This window comes from Mesorhizobium sp. M1217, from assembly GCF_040318275.1.
Taxonomy (GTDB): Bacteria; Pseudomonadota; Alphaproteobacteria; order Rhizobiales; family Rhizobiaceae; genus Mesorhizobium.
Map to the genome: position 1 here is coordinate 1 of NZ_JAMYMA010000039.1, position 16823 is coordinate 16823.

Annotated in this window: 17 protein-coding genes and 8 pseudogenes; 16 read left to right on the forward strand and 9 right to left on the reverse strand. The window is 59.7% G+C overall.

Annotated features, from left to right (window positions below):
* From NKH37_RS33380 to NKH37_RS33390, 3 genes and pseudogenes are all read left to right on the forward strand, one after another.
* A pseudogene (locus tag NKH37_RS33380) lies at window positions 1-628 on the forward strand (type II toxin-antitoxin system HipA family toxin); the annotation flags it as partial.
* A 1172-nt stretch (window positions 629-1800) separates the two neighbouring features.
* Window positions 1801-2042, forward strand: a pseudogene (locus NKH37_RS33385) (AAA family ATPase); the annotation flags it as partial.
* Window positions 2043-2144: 102 nt separating this feature from the next.
* The gene (locus tag NKH37_RS33390; protein WP_352485047.1) at window positions 2145-3527 is read left to right on the forward strand and encodes an AAA family ATPase; all 1383 of its coding nucleotides are present in this window, start codon (window positions 2145-2147) and stop codon (window positions 3525-3527) included.
* Between the two features lie 694 nt (window positions 3528-4221).
* On the opposite strand, the gene NKH37_RS33395 is transcribed toward NKH37_RS33390, so the two are convergent.
* Entirely contained in the window at window positions 4222-4503 is a 282-nt protein-coding gene (locus NKH37_RS33395; RefSeq protein ID WP_352485048.1) for a Fic family protein, read from the reverse strand.
* 160 nt (window positions 4504-4663) lie between these two features.
* Window positions 4664-4942 carry a Fic/DOC family N-terminal domain-containing protein gene (locus NKH37_RS33400; protein ID WP_245278789.1) on the reverse strand — a complete coding sequence of 93 codons (279 nt, stop codon included), beginning with the start codon at window positions 4940-4942 and terminating at the stop codon, window positions 4664-4666.
* On the opposite strand from NKH37_RS33400, the gene NKH37_RS33405 reads away from it, so the two are divergent.
* The 5 genes and pseudogenes from NKH37_RS33405 (at window position 4941) to NKH37_RS33425 (ending at window position 7092) form a co-directional block, all read left to right on the forward strand.
* Window positions 4941-5174 carry a hypothetical protein gene (locus tag NKH37_RS33405; RefSeq protein WP_352708768.1) on the forward strand — a complete coding sequence of 78 codons (234 nt, stop codon included), beginning with the start codon at window positions 4941-4943 and terminating at the stop codon, window positions 5172-5174. The genes NKH37_RS33400 and NKH37_RS33405 overlap by 2 nt on opposite strands.
* 28 nt (window positions 5175-5202) lie before the next feature.
* Window positions 5203-5448, forward strand: coding sequence for a hypothetical protein (locus tag NKH37_RS33410; RefSeq protein WP_023723018.1), 246 nt, complete (start codon window positions 5203-5205; stop codon window positions 5446-5448).
* A gap of 383 nt (window positions 5449-5831) precedes the next feature.
* Window positions 5832-6072: pseudogene (nifH, locus tag NKH37_RS33415) on the forward strand (nitrogenase reductase); the annotation flags it as partial.
* Between the two features lie 142 nt (window positions 6073-6214).
* Window positions 6215-6565: pseudogene (locus tag NKH37_RS33420) on the forward strand (transposase); the annotation flags it as partial.
* 242 nt (window positions 6566-6807) lie between these two features.
* On the forward strand, window positions 6808-7092 hold the full coding sequence (locus tag NKH37_RS33425) for a hypothetical protein (protein ID WP_023723021.1): 285 nt from the start codon (window positions 6808-6810) through the stop codon (window positions 7090-7092).
* A gap of 845 nt (window positions 7093-7937) precedes the next feature.
* On the opposite strand, the pseudogene NKH37_RS33430 reads toward NKH37_RS33425, so the two are convergent.
* The 6 genes and pseudogenes from NKH37_RS33430 to NKH37_RS33455 form a co-directional block, all read right to left on the reverse strand.
* Window positions 7938-8542: pseudogene (locus tag NKH37_RS33430) on the reverse strand (IS5 family transposase); the annotation flags it as partial.
* A 445-nt stretch (window positions 8543-8987) separates the two neighbouring features.
* Window positions 8988-9272: pseudogene (locus NKH37_RS33435) on the reverse strand (3-oxoacyl-[acyl-carrier-protein] synthase III C-terminal domain-containing protein); the annotation flags it as partial.
* Between the two features lie 38 nt (window positions 9273-9310).
* A pseudogene (locus NKH37_RS33440) lies at window positions 9311-9729 on the reverse strand (sulfite exporter TauE/SafE family protein); the annotation flags it as partial.
* Window positions 9730-9850: 121 nt separating this feature from the next.
* Entirely contained in the window at window positions 9851-11506 is a 1656-nt protein-coding gene (groL, locus tag NKH37_RS33445; RefSeq protein WP_353042508.1) for a chaperonin GroEL, read from the reverse strand.
* Window positions 11507-11509: 3 nt separating this feature from the next.
* Window positions 11510-11845 (reverse strand): co-chaperone GroES, encoded by a 336-nt coding sequence (gene groES, locus NKH37_RS33450; protein WP_352485014.1) that lies wholly within the window; start codon window positions 11843-11845, stop codon window positions 11510-11512.
* Window positions 11846-12227: 382 nt separating this feature from the next.
* The gene (locus NKH37_RS33455) at window positions 12228-13364 is read right to left on the reverse strand and encodes a redoxin family protein (RefSeq protein WP_352708773.1); all 1137 of its coding nucleotides are present in this window, start codon (window positions 13362-13364) and stop codon (window positions 12228-12230) included.
* 522 nt (window positions 13365-13886) lie between these two features.
* On the opposite strand from NKH37_RS33455, the gene NKH37_RS33460 reads away from it, so the two are divergent.
* The 8 genes from NKH37_RS33460 (at window position 13887) to NKH37_RS33495 (ending at window position 16173) form a co-directional block, all read left to right on the forward strand.
* Window positions 13887-14054, forward strand: a complete 168-nt coding sequence (locus NKH37_RS33460) for a type II toxin-antitoxin system VapB family antitoxin (protein WP_352485012.1) — start codon at window positions 13887-13889, stop codon at window positions 14052-14054.
* A 90-nt stretch (window positions 14055-14144) separates the two neighbouring features.
* Window positions 14145-14318, forward strand: coding sequence for a hypothetical protein (locus tag NKH37_RS33465; RefSeq protein WP_245278771.1), 174 nt, complete (start codon window positions 14145-14147; stop codon window positions 14316-14318).
* A gap of 237 nt (window positions 14319-14555) precedes the next feature.
* Entirely contained in the window at window positions 14556-14690 is a 135-nt protein-coding gene (locus NKH37_RS33470; RefSeq protein WP_023722620.1) for a hypothetical protein, read from the forward strand.
* A gap of 135 nt (window positions 14691-14825) precedes the next feature.
* Window positions 14826-15164: a type II toxin-antitoxin system RelE/ParE family toxin gene (locus NKH37_RS33475; RefSeq protein WP_352485010.1), complete on the forward strand. Its 339-nt coding sequence runs from the start codon at window positions 14826-14828 to the stop codon at window positions 15162-15164.
* Window positions 15161-15514 carry a helix-turn-helix domain-containing protein gene (locus NKH37_RS33480; RefSeq protein WP_023722622.1) on the forward strand — a complete coding sequence of 118 codons (354 nt, stop codon included), beginning with the start codon at window positions 15161-15163 and terminating at the stop codon, window positions 15512-15514. The genes NKH37_RS33475 and NKH37_RS33480 overlap by 4 nt, the downstream gene beginning before the upstream one ends.
* 82 nt (window positions 15515-15596) lie before the next feature.
* Window positions 15597-15815 (forward strand): type II toxin-antitoxin system VapB family antitoxin, encoded by a 219-nt coding sequence (locus NKH37_RS33485; RefSeq protein WP_352485009.1) that lies wholly within the window; start codon window positions 15597-15599, stop codon window positions 15813-15815.
* 65 nt (window positions 15816-15880) lie between these two features.
* On the forward strand, window positions 15881-16054 hold the full coding sequence (locus tag NKH37_RS33490) for a hypothetical protein (RefSeq protein ID WP_352485008.1): 174 nt from the start codon (window positions 15881-15883) through the stop codon (window positions 16052-16054).
* Window positions 16033-16173 carry a hypothetical protein gene (locus tag NKH37_RS33495; RefSeq protein WP_023722625.1) on the forward strand — a complete coding sequence of 47 codons (141 nt, stop codon included), beginning with the start codon at window positions 16033-16035 and terminating at the stop codon, window positions 16171-16173. Before NKH37_RS33490 ends, NKH37_RS33495 begins: the two co-directional genes overlap by 22 nt.
* 193 nt (window positions 16174-16366) lie before the next feature.
* Here NKH37_RS33495 and NKH37_RS33500 read toward each other — a convergent pair.
* Window positions 16367-16733 (reverse strand): annotated as a pseudogene (locus tag NKH37_RS33500) (MFS transporter); the annotation flags it as partial.
* Window positions 16734-16823: the final 90 nt, after the last annotated feature.

Below are 16823 nucleotides of genomic sequence, written 5' to 3' on the forward strand. Positions count from 1 at the left end.
TGGTCGAGAAGTCCAATTTTGAGGGCATTCCCGAAGAATTCAACACGCTGTCGGAGGGCAAGGTCCTTCTCGTCAAACGCTTCGATCGCGGCGCCGATGGCGATAGGATTCACATTGAGGATTTTGCTCAGGTCTTCGGTGTCTATCCCTCGCGCAAATACGAGGGCGCTGCTTACCATGACATAGCCTCGGCTCTTGGCGTGGCCGTCTTGACTACGGCGGCTCTCGAATTCGTCCGCCGCTTGGCGCTGACTGTCATCACCGGCAATGGCGACATGCACCTGAAGAACTGGTCGTTGATCTATCGCGGAAACGGCTTTAAGCCGGCCCTTTCACCAATCTACGACCTACTGTCGACCGTGCCATATCTTCCCGCGGACGCCATGGCGCTTTCGCTTGGAGGAGAGCGCTCGTTCAAGGCGCTAGCAGCACCGCGATGGAAAGCATTTGCGAACCGTGCAATCCGGAGCCGCCAGTCCTGAAGGCAGTGGTCGAGACCGTCGAACTCGTCAACGAGCACTGGTGGCATCTGCCTGAGCGCGACGTTGTCGCGGGGAAAGTGCTCGGGTGGATCGACGAGCATGTGAAGGCGATGACGCCGATACTGAACTCCTGCGCCGAGAAGTGAGCCGAGCCTCTTGGCTTAACGTTGGCGGAATGATCGCCAGCGCCGGTGGCCCAGCCTCACTTGGCAGGCTTCTCCCTTTTTGTTGCGCGTCAGTTTTGTCCGCTGTCCAACGATGTCGGATTTGCGACATAGTCGCAGTAGAACTATGATGTTCTTTATAAAACACGTACATGCAGGTTCCGCTGCGAGCCTTAGGTGCTGAGGGAAACGCTTGTCGCATGCAGATGATGTTTATCCGGTGCTCTGGCTGCGGCGAATTGGACCAACAAAGATAGCGTTAGAAAGTATGGCTCCGGCAAAACTCATCCAACATTGCGGTTAAGCGGCCCGACAGTCATCTCCGACAAGCGACAAAATCAACTGAGCGTTCTCGAGTGCCCGTCAGATATGCGCCGTGTGGACCGACGCGACTGCGGTTCAGAATGAGACCCCCGGCGCGTGTCACGATTGCAGGACCCGACGCTCCGGGACAGCTCAAGAACCTCTTGGCTTGCGCGGCGACATGATTGGCGATACTCCAGCCGAATTGGAGCACCAGAAGCTGGCCCAGCAGCAGCTGCAAATCGGGGTGCAGCACGAGTGCCATCATACGTGCGATTAGTGACAACACCAGCGCGACGGCCCAACGACCGCTTGGGCGGCGTGTAAGAAATTCCGCTCGGCACCACTATCTGAAGATAACCAGGGTGCGCCAAGACAAGACAGGCGAGGTCGAGCCGTCAACGAACGCATTGTAAAAAGCGGCAGATGTGTTGGTCGCGGTTGAGCGCCAGCTCGTGCTCAATGTGCGAACGGCCGGCCCAGATCAATGGCAGGCTGGAGCGATACAGAGGTATGCGTAGACCGACGTCCTTGCTGCGGTCTCCCCGATCAAAATCGCCTCAGACTCGCTGCCTGACATTCCCAACTTCTTTCCGGTCTGCGAGGTATGCGGGTCGCAAGTAACGGAAGCCGACACGTTGTGTCGCCTTTGTCGGGTCCGCGACACAGGCTGGCTTAGCCAATCTCTTGTTGCCTCGGGCTAAGCAGCTGAAAAGAATTCACGAATTTTCTTCTCCGGCCCAGTCAGTCACGTTGGCACGAGTCTTGAAAACCTTGGTGCAAGGCGGCGAGAGCTGCCAACGCATTCATGTCGCGGGCAGCCGCAAATGGAACAGAAGAAGGAAAGCTACATGTCAGGTCTGCGTCAGATCGCGTTCTACGGCAAGGAGGGCATCGGCAAATCGACGACGTCCCAAAATACGCTCGCCGCCCTTGTCGACCTCGGGCGAAGGATCCTCATCGTCGGCTAAGACCCCAAAGCCGACTCCACCCGCCTGATCCTGAACGCGAAGGCGCAGGATACGTTCTGCACCTCGCAGAACAAGAAGGTTCGGTGGAAGATCTCGAACTTCAGGACGTGCTCAAGGTCGGCTGCTTCCAAGCATCCTGACTTGTTGTACAGCATGCTGTGAGGACACCTGATGCATTGTCGCGCGAATCGTCGATCAATTGTGAACTCACAAAGGATATCACCATGACTGAGGTTATTCGCTTTACCTGGCAGGCACTTCATGCCCATTTCAAAACCGATGATTTGATGGAGCTGACGAGCTCCCACCGACGGTTTTATCCACATCTCCTGCCGGATCTTCAAACCATGATCGAAGAGCAGATCGCGCCTCTGTCTCCCAAGCTGGTCGGCGTCCACCAGTTCTACGACTCTGAGCCCATGAAGCTATCAGACCTTATCATTCGCCAGGAACATGCCGTCGTTCCGATAACACCCTTGCAATATCAGGACATCGACATCGGCGAAGAGGAGCCTTATGCGTCTCTGCACAACGGCCTGTGGTTGTTCCAGATCGGCGACGAGCCGGTTGCGGTTTTTCTGTCGCAGTTCACCGCCCCATACAATGGCATGACATACGTTCAAGTGGAAATCGCTTTTCTGCCCGGCGAGCAGGCATGCGACTTCTCGCGCGAATTTCTTCGCAAGATCCAGGAGGGCTGCGAGAGCTCACGATATTATCGCAACAAGGTCCTCTCTTTCGAAGAAGATGCAGGAACCTCTGGAATGCAGGGTACGATGCGGGTTCATGGTCTTCCTGCCGTATGCCGGAACGACCTGGTGCTTTCCGAGGCAACTATGGCGCGTCTTGATGCCCACATCTTCGATTTCGATGGACACCGAGAGGAGCTGAAGCGTCTCGGCCAATCGACGCAAAAGGGTATTCTGCTTTACGGACCTCCTGGGACAGGCAAGACGCACGTCATCCGTCATGTTTGTGCCAACCTGCCTGGCCGCACTACCGTTCTGGTCACGGCTGAGCAGACAATTGCGATTGGGTTCTACATCGCGCTGGCGCGTACCTTGCAGCCGAGCATCGTCGTGCTGGAGGACGTCGATCTGGTGGGCCGGTCGCGAGAGGATGTTCATGGTCAAAAGGCCGAACGCCTCCTCAACCGTCTGTTGAACGAGATGGACGGTCTTGAGTCAGGGACAGATATCTTTTTCTTCCTGACGACGAACCGGCCGGAGGACATTGAGGAAGCGCTCGCTTCGCGCCCGGGCCGCGTGGACGAAGCTATTGAAATTCCGCTCCCCGACGCTGGTTGCCGCGAGCGGCTGATAGCGCTCTATGGTGGTGCTCTCACCTTCGAGAGCGGAGCGGTGGCCGATGCCGTCGCACGCTCAGACGGCAGCAGCGCGGTCTATGTCAAGGAGATGGTCCGTCGTCTGGCCCAACGGAGCCTCGCGCGAGATGGCTCTCATTTTGTCTCGCGCGACGATGTGGAGGTGGTCTTCGGCGACTCCGGAGTATTGTCCAGCCGTCTCAACAGGCGCATCGTCGGCCTCACCGACAAGGCGTCAAGAAGAAAAAAGGCCGAAGAAGATGACAGTGACTGCTGCGGCTAAAGTTCTGCGGCCCGAGTGCGCCTTGTGCTGATTTTCGATGACTTCGCTCTAATCAGCGCAAGGCGCCAGTGGGCGCCCCTCGGCCATGCCTGGTCGGCTCGATGCGAGGCCAGGAACGATGAGTGCCCGAATTCACCTGGCGGCTCACCTGCGGAGCGGTCCCGCACCGCTCCGATCCGCCGCAGTCAGTGTTCGTCGTGAACGACGCTTGCGCACTGCCAGCCCTGGATGAACAGCCTCCGATAGCCGAAGCGTCGCCACTAATTGGCGAGGCTGCAGGAGTCGTTCGCGCAGCGTGGTGTGATTTTCATGGAATGAGCACGCGAAAATGCGGGGTCGGGATTCCACGGTCATTGACAGCGTGATATGATTTCGCGGTTGGTAGCGATCAGCCACTGTCCAATTCCGTTCCGGTTCGCACGCATTCCAGATAGGCGCGATAGGCGAAGCTGCGGTCGCGCTTCTTCCCCATGGTGTCCACGAGAATATTGGCTTCGGTCAGCGCCTCGATCGCACGGATCGCGGTCGCTTGCTTACGCCGATCAACTTTATGACCGAGGCAACGCTCACGATCGGATGACGCGGCGATTGCTCGAACAGTCTGACTGCGGAGCCGGAGGCGGATTGGGCTTGGAGCAGTCGCACCCGGTGCGAGGATACGAGATTGAACAGTTCACGCGCCGAAGCGACGGCTTCACCGGAAGTGGTGGCGATCGAGAAAGAAGTCTATCCAGCCCTCCCAGTTCCCTTCCACCGGATTAAAATCGAGGCGCCGGTAGTACTCTTCCCTGTGGCGCTTGAAAAACAGGCTGAGATAGAGGAGCCGCGCCTTTAGTAAGCCCCAGTGCTCCAAGAGCAGGGCGATCAGGAGTCGCCCGATCCGCCCGTTGCGGTCGAGATAGGGATAAATGATCTCGAACTGCACGTGGCGAAAACCTGCCCGCACCAGCTTCGCTAGCGGATCGTCGACGTGGATGTATTTCTCAAATTCGCTGGGAAGCTGGGGAAGCTTATCCGGTGGCGGCGGGACCTAGGTCGCATTGCCTGGCCGACTTCCCCCGATCCAGTTCTGGCTGCGGCGTACGTCTTCTTGTTCGAACAACGCACGACGCGCATCAACCGCTTGTGCGTCTCGTTCAGGAGCGCATGGAAATCGGCAGCCCCTGCTTCGACGCAAGCTGGTCGCGGGCATAGGCGAGCGTGTCGAGGTAGTTCGTGACCGCTTCCATATCGGCGTTGGGTGCCGGCCCCTCTTCGGCCTCGAAAGCCAGAAGGTCCACGAGTGCTGCCTGCGTGCCCTCGATCTGCGACGAGATCACTGCCTCCTTGCGCACGAAGGCATAGATGAACCAATCGAGGTCAAGGCACCATATCGCCAGCGCTCGCCGCCCTTGTCGACCTCGGGTGATTGCCATGACGACCATTGTGTACCGAGATGGGATCATGGCAACGGACAGCCGCGTCTATTCGAGCGACGGCAGCCCGATCGGCTTCAAGAAAAACCTGCACGTCCTGCCCAATGGCGCCCTGGTCGCGTCCTCGTCGAGTGATGTCGGCCAGACCGACGCCGCGAGCCACGGCGGCCAGACCGACGCCTTCGCCAAATGGTGCAGCCAGGTGGTCAACGAAGGCCATCCCCACCCATGACAGCAAGATCGGCGTCAAGGCGCTGCTGGTGTGGACCGACGGCACCGTCCACTACTGGAACCATTGGTCCTGCTTTACCGGGCCGCTCGAGGCGCCATTCTTCGCGATCGGCTCCGGCACGGAGTTTGCACTGGGCCCGCTGCACGCGGGCAGAACGGCCGAGGAAGCGGTCAGGATCGCCAGCGAGTACGATTCCTTAACCGGCGGGCCGATCCACACTGCGAAGCTCTCCCCTATCCCGAACCCGCCCAACACGCCGATTTCGGGTGTCTAGCCGTGAAGAATCTACGCCGTCAACGTCACCCAGCGGCTGACGCTTACCTAATGCGGCCGCAGCCGAGGCGCAAAGACCAAGCATGTGCTAACGTTCAACATGGATCACCCGATTGGAGGCCGGCCAGTTGTCGGGCTCCTGGGAGATCAATAGCGGTCGCAAGTAACGGAATCCGACACATTGTCGTCTTTGTCGGGTCCGCTACACACGGTTTGCTTAGCCAATCTCTTGTTGCCTCGGGCTAAGCAGCTGAAAAGTATTCACAAATTTTGCTCCGGCCCAACTCAGCCGAGTTGGCACGGGTCTTGAAGCCCTTGGTGCAAGGCGGCGAGCTGCCTTCATGGCGCGGGCAGCCGCAAATGGAACAGAAGAAGGAAAGCTACATGTCACGTCTGCGTCAGATCGCGTTCTACGGCAAGGGGGGCATCGGCAAAGTCGACGACGTCCCACGCTCGCCGCCCTTGTCGACCTCGGGCAAAGGATCCTCATCGTCGGCTGCGGCCACAAAGCCGACTCCACCCGCCTGATCCTGAACGCGAAGGCGCAGGATACGTCCTGCACCTCGCAGCACAAGAAGGACCGGTGGAAGATCTCGAACTCCAGGACGTGCTCAAGGCCGGCTACTTCCATGCATCCTGACTTGTTGTACAGCATGCTGTGAGGACACCTGATGCATTGTCGCGCAATCGTCGCTCCATTATGAGCTCGCAAAGGATATCATCATGACTGCCGTTCGCTTTGCATGGCAGGCACTCCATGCCCATTGGCGCTCTACGAGGATGTCTACTGCCGGCGCGGCGCTGCCGAGAACCACATCAAGTCGTGGAAGACGCATCTCGCCGCCGACCGCACCTCCGGCACAAGAGCGACGGCCAACCAGTTCCGGCTGTTCCTGCATGCCGGCGCCTACTGGCTTATGGGGGGCCTGCGTGCCGCGATGCCGAAACGCTCCAGCTTTGCAGTCGCTCAACTCGACACGCTGCGACTGCGCCTCATCAAGATCGCCGCTCGCATGGTCGACATGAAGACCCAAATCCGCCTGCACCTGCCGACATCCTGCCCGGACCAGCGCATTCTACGCATCGTCCTCAGTCGCATCCCGCAACTCGCGATATAAACAATGGGGCGCAGACGTCCCGGAACAAACCCGCTGACCTCAACCCGCAAACCCTCGCCTTCCATCACGACGGATCACCGCCGGCGCCTGATGAGGCTTGGGAAAACGCACAGCAAAGGAAACCAGATCGCCGCTTCAGGCCGCCGAAAGCTCTTCGCCGTGCATCAAGCGGGCTAGGTTCCGCGGGCGATCTAATGCTTCCCAGAATCTCTACAATCAACTTTTGTGTCGAGGAGGAAAGTATGTGGTATAAGACGGCGATGGTGGTCGCGCTGGCCACAATCTGCACAGGCTGCATGACGGCGGAAGACCGCCGTGCCGCGGACGAGGACCGCCGTGCCGCGGACGAGGCGCAATGCCGGTCCTACGGCTTCGTCGGGAACGATGCCTTCGCCGAATGTCTGCAGCGCATCGAGCTCGAGCGCCGCGCGGACCTGAGAAGCGCGTGCGCTTTCGATCCTTGGGACCGGCCGGTGATCTATCGTCCGGTCATCATCCGGCCATGGCCCTGTTTTGAAGATTGGTAGATTCATGTCGTTTATGCAGCCTGTCAGGATGTTCCTTACGACGCGACCGGGCACTCGATAGGATCAAAGGCGTGTGCGGCTAGAGCTGGTCCGGCGATGAAGCGGGGGATCTCGGCTTCGTCGCCACAGGTTTTGGCAGCAGCGTCATTCCGACCACCGCAAGGAGCCGGAGAAGCTCGCCTACTATCTGGTCAGGGGCACGGCGTTGGCCGAACTGGCCGGTGCCGCCGCCTGCGCTGGGCGGTCGAGGAATGGCTTCGAGCGCACCAAAGACGATCTCGGCCTCGACCACTACGTCGTGAAATTCGCTGACTGCTTTTGAGGCTACTGTCAGCTAGCTCTGCCAAAAGGGTTGTTGTTGGGACAAACAACTGGCGACCTTATGAAACCAGTCACCTTACCAAAACCGTCCGACGTGCCGATCGCAGATGGCAAACGACACCGGATCATCCGCAAAACATTAAAGAACGACAGAAAGGCAACAATGACACTGTCACCAAAAGATGTCGCGGCCCCGGGCCTCCCGAAACCGTCGACGAAATTTCGGCCTGACTGGCTGCGCCCGATACTTCCTGCGATCGCGCTGGCCCTGGTAACGACCGCTCCGGATCCGGGCGCCACTTACAACGGGGGACGGAAATGTGAGAAATTTCCTAAATCTTTGTTGTGCAATCCGCCAGACGACGGAGCAGACGACGGAGCGGACCGTGGTCAAGGGTGATGGATGAGCTTTTCCGCCCCATGTCCTTTGTCACAGGTTTGTCCTTCGTTGATGGGCAGCACGGGGACGAGATGGGGCTTAAGACGACGGTTGATCCAGCTCTTATCCGCGGGTTGGTAACCGCACTGGTGCCTTCGGCCACACGCGGTCCCTGATATCCAGGTCGGCGAACACCTTTCGGATGAAGGGGAATGGTCGCCGCGAGGCGTTCAGGACCGGGCCGGCGCCGTCGCGATCCTGGATGCTGGCGGGATGCGGATAAGGGACGAGAGCCCGACCGTCGGTGTCGACCAGCGCATGGCGCTTGCGGCCTTTGATCTTCTTGCCGGCGTCATAGCCACGCGGCCCGCCACTCTCGCAGGTCTTCACGGTCTGGCTGTCGATGACGGAGGCCGTGGGTGAAGCCTCTCGGCCGCAACGTTCGCGATCCAGCATCAGGAGCTTGTGGTTGATCTTCTCGAACAGGCATGTGTCACGGAACAAGCAAAACCAGCGAAACACCGTGCTCCTCGGCGGAAAATCCGATGGCAGAAGACGCCACCCGATCCCGCCGCGCATGACGTAGAAGATCGCGTTCACGATCTCGCGCAATGGCCATTTGCGCGGTCGCCCCGTCGGGCGCGCCGTGGGCATGAGTGGCGCGATCAAACTCCACTCTGCGTCCGTCATGTCTGTTTCGTAACGCAGGCTTCCGCGGTTATGCTGGCGGCGAGTAGCTGGCGTCCACATCAGGTCTCTCCAATCAGGCTTCGACAACCCGTTGGAATCACGACCGCGCCAGCTGCTCAACCCCTTCGGCGAGATCAATATTGGAGCACATGTTTGTGTGGATGTAGATTCACACGAATCCACTAACACATTGAATGCGAGGGCGGCTTGCGGCATGACCGAGGTGCGTGAGGATAGCGGCCCCCCGCCGTAGCCTTGCTGATAGTGCCGTGCGGTTGACGGATCGGATTATGCTCGGCGTCTCGCGATCGTCGAGCATAACGCGCGAAGCCCGCGAGCCCGACGATCCAAGGCAAACCGGCATGGCGAAACACTGCCTTCATGAACAAGCCGTCCGAAGCTCCAGTCCATCCAGAATAGCATCGGTCGGGCGAGTGACAAACTGGCGAACAGCCTTCACGTGTGCCGCGCATGAGAGCGCCGGCCAACGAGCGGGCAAAACCCGTCAAAGCTTCTTGAGCAGTGCGCCGCCGATCGAGTATCCCCGCCCTGAAGGTGCAGAGCAGGCCGTAATCGCCCGCCTTCATATCCTCGTGGTTTTCCTTGAAGGCGATGATCGCGCCGGCCGCCGCCGTGTTGCCGAGCCGCTCCAGCACCATTGGCGCCCGGTCATGCCGACATCATGGCCGAAGGAGAGCTTCAGGATCATCGCGTTCATGCGCGCATTGGCCTGATGCAGCCAGAACCGGCGGATGCCATGCGGGGTCAGGCCGTGCTCGGCCAGGAAATCCGTTGAACATTGCCCCCAGCGGTGTTTCAGCCGCCGACCATCGGACCCCAACCACCGCCACCGGCCGGTGGAGGAACGCGCCTGCGGCGCCCAGCGGAGCCACCAGGCAGGTAGGAACCGGATTGTTGGGGATCTTGCGGAACCACCGGAGCTGTTTCACCATGTCGCCGTCGAAACAAGGTCAGCACGAAGGCGCCGAGGCAGCCGCCGAGGGGATGCCGAACGGTGCAAGCCGCCAGAACAGCTTCCAGTCGATATTGCGGTGGTAATGGTGCGCCGTGCCGGATGCGGCCGTGGTGAACACTTCCGCCGCGTGCACCGCGGCCGAAGCCTGCGCCGGCGGAACGCCGAAGGAAAGCAGAACCGTCGAGGAGATCGCGCCGTATGCCATGCCAAGCGCACCGTCGACCGCCTGGGCGAGAAAGCCGACTATGGCGAACAGAATGAATTCAGTCATTGGTGTCCGCCATAAAGTGCGCCGCATGCAGGCCTGTGGATCGGGCAGCCGGCTTGGATCCGCGCCAGAGAAAAGGGCGGCATCGCTGCCGCCCTTTTCCTGTAGTTGGAGGTTGGCTGGATCAGAAATCCATACCGCCCATACCGCCCATGCCGCCGCCGCCCATGCCGCCAGGCATGCCGCCGCCGCCACCCGACTCCTTCTTCGGAGCCTCGGCGATCATGGCTTCGGTGGTGACCAGCAGGCCGGCGACCGAGGCCGCGTCCTGGAGAGCCGTGCGCACGACCTTCATCGGATCGACGATGCCCATGGCGATCATGTCGCCATATTCGCCGGTCTGGGCGTTGAAGCCGAAGGTCGCGCCCTTGTTGTCGAGGATCTTGCCGGCGACGATCGAAGCTTCGGCGCCTGCGTTCGCTGCGATCTGGCGGGCCGGAGCCTGCAGGGCGCGGCGAACGATGGCGATGCCGGCCGTCTGGTCGGCATTGGCGCCGGTGACGGTGATGGCCAGCGAAGCGCGCAGCAGGGCGACGCCGCCGCCGGGAACGATGCCTTCTTCGACGGCCGCGCGGGTCGCGTTGAGGGCGTCATCCACGCGGTCCTTCTTTTCCTTGACTTCCACTTCGGTCGCACCGCCGACGCGGATCACGGCAACGCCGCCCGCCAGCTTGGCGAGACGCTCCTGCAGCTTCTCCTTGTCGTAGTCCGAGGTGGTCTCCTCGATCTGCTGCTTGATCTGGGCGACGCGGCCCTGGATCTCGGCCTTCTTGCCGGCGCCGTCGACGATGGTGGTGTTCTCCTTGGAGATCGACACCTTCTTGGCGCGGCCGAGCATGTTGAGGCCGACATTCTCGAGCTTGATGCCGAGGTCTTCGGAAATGACCTGGCCACCGGTGAGGATGGCGATGTCCTCCAGCATGGCCTTGCGGCGATCACCGAAGCCCGGCGCCTTGACGGCGGCGATCTTCAGGCCGCCACGCAGCTTGTTGACGACCAGCGTGGCCAGGGCCTCGCCTTCGACGTCTTCCGAGATGATGACCAGCGGCTTCGAGGTCTGCACGACAGCCTCGAGGATCGGCAGCATGGCCTGCAGGTTGGAGAGCTTCTTCTCGTGGAGAAGGATGTAGGCGTCTTCCAGATCCGCAACCATCTTGTCGGCGTTGGTGACGAAGTAGGGCGAGAGATAGCCGCGGTCGAACTGCATGCCTTCGACGACTTCGAGTTCGGTCTCGGCGGTCTTGGCTTCCTCGACCGTGATGACGCCCTCATTGCCGACCTTCTGCATCGCTTCGGCGATCATTGAGCCGACCGAAGCATCGCCATTGCCGGCGATGGTGCCGACCTGGGCAACCTCTTCTGAGGTCTTGATCTTCTTGGCGTTCTTGATCAGCGTCGAGACGACGTCGCTGACCGCGAGGTCGATGCCGCGCTTCAGGTCCATCGGGTTCATGCCGGCGGCAACCGCCTTGTGGCCTTCCTGGACGATCGACTGCGCCAGAACGGTCGCGGTCGTGGTGCCGTCGCCGGCGATGTCGTTGGTCTTCGAAGCAACTTCGCGGACCATCTGCGCGCCCATATTCTCGAACTTGTCCTCCAGCTCGATTTCCTTGGCGACGGTGACGCCGTCCTTGGTGATGCGCGGTGCGCCGAACGACTTGTCGATGACGACGTTGCGGCCCTTGGGGCCGAGCGTGACCTTCACTGCGTCGGCGAGGATGTTGACGCCGCGCAGCATGCGCTCACGAGCGTCGCGGGAAAATTTTACGTCTTTGGGCATTTTTTAGCTCCGAAGGTCTGTGGAAGAGGCGAACTGGATTTCGGCGGTCAGAATGATGCCCATAATGTCGGATTCCTTCATGATCAGAAGGTCTTCGCCATTGAGCTTCACTTCGGTGCCGGACCACTTGCCGAACAGGATGCGGTCGCCAGCCTTCACGTCGAGCGGAACAAGCTTGCCCGCCTCGTCGCGCGCGCCGGAGCCGACGGCGACGATCTCGCCTTCCTGCGGCTTTTCCTTTGCGGTGTCGGGAATGATGATCCCGCCGGCGGTCTTCGCTTCGGAGTCGACGCGGCGAACGACCACGCGGTCATGCAGCGGCCGGAAATTCTTTGCCATTTTTGGATGTCCTTGGTGCGGATGTTGAATGGTGTTCCGTTGCCGGAGCGTGCGAGTGCTATCGTGGCGCTGAGACAGGCGGTCGGCTGCGTCCCCGTCTTCCCCGCCTGTGGGTGCAGGTGGATCGGTGGGCAGCGTCGAGCTGGCTAGTAACCTTTTTTCATGTTCCAAGCCTTACTCCAGTGCCATCTTTGACGGGTCCGGGAGACCCGCAGCGGCAGTATGTTTTGGTGAGGTGATCAGGGGACGTCGTCTTCTCCTTGGTCAGTCACGTGTTTGCGGATGACGGCGAGGCTGGGCTGGACGCCTGGGCCGGCTATTTGCACAACCACGCCAGGAAAGTGGACGAATTGACCAGTAAGGCATTCCGACACGCCCCTTCTTAGGTTTGCTCCTCGGCCACCCCATTGACGTTGGGAGAATCCTTTTGCGGAGCTACACAGATAGTGCCGTGACAAACCTTCTCACCCTTGTAGTTGGCCAGAGCCTGCAGCAACTCCGGTAGAAGGTGCTGTTTCAGGTCGTTCGAGATAGGCTCCGGACCGTCCAGCACCTTAAGTGCCTGCTCGACCAACTCGATCGCGCGATCTTTGTTGCCGCTCTCATGATAGTACTGAGCGACCATCGGATAAGACATGAACTTAGAGCCGTGGCCTTGCGGCAGTGCCACGATGTGTTTAGACAGCTCTTCGCCCATCGCAAAGCGCTCAGCAGACGGAAAGCCCGCATAATCAAAGCACGGCGCGAAGAGTAGGAATAGCCCATAATATATCCAGTGCTCGGACTCTCTGTTGATCGCGTCGCGAACGAATTGGCGCATTTCGGGCAAGCCGGCCTCCATGTCGCGCATTTTGTGAAGCAACAGATGCGCAAGACTCACGCGGAAATATAGGTTGTCCGGCATCAAGGCGACGCCCTCCTCGATTGCCGAGCGCGCCGTCTTCCAATCATTTGTCTCCATCGCCGCCCGATATCTAGCCTTGATCGGCTTCGTCAGCGCTTGTTCGCGCGCTTTGGGTTCGCCTTTCGCGATCCGCTCCCTGTCGGCGGCTTTCGCTTGATCGCTGGCGCGCCAGCTGCCGTTGAGCACCTTCGGCAAAACCTCATCGAGTTCCGTCGGGCCACCAATAAAGGCGATGTGGCCGTCTCGGTCGACCACGAAACTGGTCGGAATCCAGCAAGAAAAGCTGGGCTCCATCCAAAGCTTTTTCATTTCGCCTGTGGAGTCGAACGCCATCCGAAAGTTCAGATTCGAGAACTTTTCGGTCAACCACGCGTCCAGATTGCTGCGGGCCTCATCGGCCGTTGGAGCGTCTTCACTAGCCGCGACTCCGATGATCTCAACGCCGCTGTCCCTGTATTTCTCCTGCAACTGCATCAGATGAGGCATCGCGTCCACACATGGGCCGCACGAAGTTGCCCAAAATTCGACGATGTATACTTTCCCGGGCTCGAAGCTGCTGAGCGGCTCGCCACGCAGCCAGGTTTCCACTTGAATCGAAGGGGCCGGGGACTCCATCTGCAAGACCGGGTGCTGTCCAAAGTTATTTCCAAAGGGTAAGGTTGTCGGCACTCTGGTTTCCTTCCTAGAGAGGCACGGGTTGGGGGGAAGAGGAGCCTCTGGTTGCTCCCTTATTCGTGCAAGGGCCATGCCAGCGAGCTCAGCGCGCACATGCTTTGGAAAAACCTCCCGGTGCCCCAGATGACCGGTTGTAATGCACCTGATATTTTTGCCATTGTTTGTTCTGAACCTGTCATATTGTCTGCCGCTGTCAGGTTTTGGACACGCTTCGCGCCGCCCGAAAAGCGTGGCCCGTCCCCGAAGCGCCAAGGCCATTAGGACGCGCGGCAGGCAGCCTCTGCCCGTCCCGAGGGAATTCGCCTCAGTGACATTGGTGGGTTGGCTCGCCGCTAACAGTTTTGAAGAGGAGGATGAACAAAGCCCCCGGCGAAGTGTGAGCCAGCCTAATCGACCGACACTGCGGGTATGCTCCAAGCTACACAGTGATGTAAAGGGCGCTACGCGCTTGGAGCTACACACATGACGCTGAACATTCGCAATCCGGAGGCGGATACTCTCGCTCGGGAGCTTGCGCGCATTGACGGCACAAGCATCACCCGATGCTGTGATTGTCGCCCTGCGGGAAACCATACGCAACCGGATGAACAAGGAAAGCCCGATAGAAACGGCGCAAAAGACACTGGCTAAGCACGGCCTGTCTTTCAGCCAGGTCGAAAGCCGGTTCCACCGGAGGCCTATCACGAGCTCGACCATGATCTCAACAGGTGGTGACGAATAATGTTCGTCGATGCATGTGCGATCGTCTCGATGATGGCGGCGGAGGACACGGCCGACGCCTATGAAGCGGCGCCGCTCGATGCGGCTCGCCGTTCACATGACACTTGCTGCCTAGGAAGCCATCATCGTGCTTTCACGGCCGGATCAGTTGAATTGCGCCTACAAAGCGGCTGAGGCGGTCGTCGTCGAATGGCTCGCAGCACCAAAGATTCGGCTCTGCGAGCCCGGTTCGCCCCGACACGTCCTGTCCTACGCGGTCGCTGTCGCCGGACAGCACGGCATAGCAAAGCGGCGCCTCAGCAAGTTCGATTGCCCCTACGCCTATTCCAAGGCGATGCACTCGCCGCGGCTCACGCTGGACCACCTTTTGCTTCAGACAGACGTGGCGACCTTGCCAAAAGGATCAGATGAATGACCGTCTTCGAAAAATCGACTGAACTGCCGGAATTGACCGGGGTCGTTGCCGCCGAGCAGGTAGCCGATCAGCCGTCCCTGTGGTCGACGGGAAGCACGTTTTGCATGTCAGCGGCCATTTGCAGCGCCTGAGAGCTCGTTGCGGGGCTGATTTCCAAATCCAGAGGATAAGGATAATCGATCGGTTGGAGGCGTCGTTTCGGTAGATCGGCCATTGACTCTGCCCACCGCTGGCTCATATATAACCCATTGGGTTATAGGAAGTGCATGCAGACCGTCGCCGAGACACCATTGTTCATCAGGCAGGCGGCGGAGCTGTTTAGCGACGATGAGCGGAAGGAACTGATCGACTTTCTCGCTGCCAATCCGCAGGTGGGTGATGAGATTCCAGGTACCGGTGGCGTTCGAAAGATGCGGTTCGGCGCCAAAGGCAAGGGTAAGCGCGGTGGCGCAAGGGTCATCTACTACTGGTACAGCGATGACGCACCGATCTACGCGCTGTTGGCGTACGGCAAGAATGAAAAGGTCGATCTGAAGCCGGACGAGGCAAAAGCGGTTGCAGCCTTCGCCAAGGCGATTAAGGCAGCGAACAGGAGCAGGACATGAGCGAGATGACAAAATTCGGCGCTGATCTGATCCAGTCTATGTCGGAAGCTCTGGCGCACGCGCAGGGTAAGGACGTTCCCGGTATCAAGGTGCACAGCGTCGATGTTGGCGCGGTCGACGCCAAAGCCATCCGCAAGAAGCTCGACCTGACACAGGATGAGATGGCGACCGTGCTGGGAACCAGTCCATCCGGCTACAAGAAGTGGGAGCAGGGCAAGCGGCAGCCAAGCGGCGCGGCCCGTACACTGCTTCGCGTCATGGACCGGGAGCCTGAGGCGGTGCTGCGTGCTCTAACGCCCAATGATACGGAGGCCAACCTCAACAACAAAACTCCTGCAGCCGCGCACTGAGCAGGGGAGGGGAGGGCCGCTTTCAGAGCCCCGACGCCTTGGTGAGATTGACCCGGAACCACCGCCTACGCGCGATGGCCGAGTGGAAGGCTATCGCGGCTCAAAATTGCTTGATTATCTTGCCCTGTTCTCCGCTCGCCCGCTCGCCAACAATCCGGAGGCCGATACTCTCGTTCGGGAGCTTGCGCGCATTGACGGCACAAGCATCACCGATGCTGTGATTGTCGCCCTGCGGGAAACCATCCGCAACCGGATGAACAAAGGAAAGCCCGAGAGAAACGGCGAAAAAGATTCTGGTTAAGCACGGCCTGTCTTTTCAGCCAGGTCGAAAGCCGGTTCAACCGGAGGCCTATCACGAGCTCGACCATGATCTCACAGGTGGTGACGAATAATGTTCGTCGATGCATGTTCGATTGCTTCCACTACGCCTATGCCAAGGCGATGCGCTCGCCGCTGCTCACGCTGGACGAGCTTTTGCTTCAGACAGACGTGGCAACCTTGCCGAAAGGATCAGATGAATGGCCGCCTTTGAAAAATTGACTGAACTGCCGGAGTTGACCGGGGCCGTTGCCGAGCAGGTAAGCGAGCACATGGCCTTGATCGCGCGCGGCGAGGAGCTCGACCTTCCATGGCGTAGACTTCGCGTCCTTATCGACTAGGAGCTTGTGGAAATAGTAACACCGGCGCTCTTGGGCGGTTCTCTTCGGGGGAGTCGGACAAGCCTTGGCTGGTCAGAGAAAGGAACGCAGTTTATGCGCGGTTGAGTGGAGCCGAAGGCCAGAAAGGGGGCCTGGGAGTGAGCCTAGGCCCCTTCGCGGCGGGTTGGCATCGGCTGACAGCTTCATCATGACGTCACCTCGGAGGACGAGAAGCGATTGTTGACGCACGGGTACGAGCTGCCTCGGTCGTTCGCTCGATCGAAAGGACTGTGTGTGGAGGAAGCTCTCCATCGTGCAAGGCGAGAGGCTGCTGGGCTGCTTCCTTGTCCGCTGCCGTGAGCCGATGATTCAGGCGAAGAAAGTCCATCCAGGTTGGCGTGCGAAATGTCTCTGTCCAAAGTGAAGGCGTTTGGAGGTTGCGCTGGAGCGTCCAGTTTCGCGCACCGGCGCGGCTAAGAGCGTGGCGCTTTGCACGCATGCAGGAAGGCGTCGGTATTCTTTTCGGATATGCAATAGTCGATTTTGGTGACGATAGGGCCACTCCTTGGCGGAACTGTCAGGAATTCTGTGCGCGAGGCCGGTTTCGTCATTGGCTGACGAACCTTTCGCCGAAGACGACGGCGAACTGGGTCTTGGCCTCGAACCATTCG

Bases quoted from the DNA above. Each gene is read 5' to 3' on its own strand.
- NKH37_RS33390 (WP_352485047.1), top strand. From the start codon at position 2,145: ATGACTGAGGTTATTCGCTTTACCTGGCAGGCACTTCATGCCCATTTC.
- NKH37_RS33405 (WP_352708768.1), top strand. From the start codon at position 4,941: ATGACGACCATTGTGTACCGAGATGGGATCATGGCAACGGACAGCCGC.
- NKH37_RS33400 (WP_245278789.1), bottom strand. From the start codon at position 4,942: ATGGCAATCACCCGAGGTCGACAAGGGCGGCGAGCGCTGGCGATATGG.
- NKH37_RS33425 (WP_023723021.1), top strand. From the start codon at position 6,808: ATGTGGTATAAGACGGCGATGGTGGTCGCGCTGGCCACAATCTGCACA.
- groL (WP_353042508.1), bottom strand. From the start codon at position 11,506: ATGCCCAAAGACGTAAAATTTTCCCGCGACGCTCGTGAGCGCATGCTG.
- groES (WP_352485014.1), bottom strand. From the start codon at position 11,845: ATGGCAAAGAATTTCCGGCCGCTGCATGACCGCGTGGTCGTTCGCCGC.
- NKH37_RS33455 (WP_352708773.1), bottom strand. From the start codon at position 13,364: ATGGAGTCCCCGGCCCCTTCGATTCAAGTGGAAACCTGGCTGCGTGGC.
- NKH37_RS33460 (WP_352485012.1), top strand. From the start codon at position 13,887: ATGACGCTGAACATTCGCAATCCGGAGGCGGATACTCTCGCTCGGGAG.
- NKH37_RS33465 (WP_245278771.1), top strand. From the start codon at position 14,145: ATGTTCGTCGATGCATGTGCGATCGTCTCGATGATGGCGGCGGAGGAC.
- NKH37_RS33470 (WP_023722620.1), top strand. From the start codon at position 14,556: ATGACCGTCTTCGAAAAATCGACTGAACTGCCGGAATTGACCGGGGTC.
- NKH37_RS33475 (WP_352485010.1), top strand. From the start codon at position 14,826: ATGCAGACCGTCGCCGAGACACCATTGTTCATCAGGCAGGCGGCGGAG.
- NKH37_RS33480 (WP_023722622.1), top strand. From the start codon at position 15,161: ATGAGCGAGATGACAAAATTCGGCGCTGATCTGATCCAGTCTATGTCG.
- NKH37_RS33490 (WP_352485008.1), top strand. From the start codon at position 15,881: ATGATCTCACAGGTGGTGACGAATAATGTTCGTCGATGCATGTTCGAT.
- NKH37_RS33495 (WP_023722625.1), top strand. From the start codon at position 16,033: ATGGCCGCCTTTGAAAAATTGACTGAACTGCCGGAGTTGACCGGGGCC.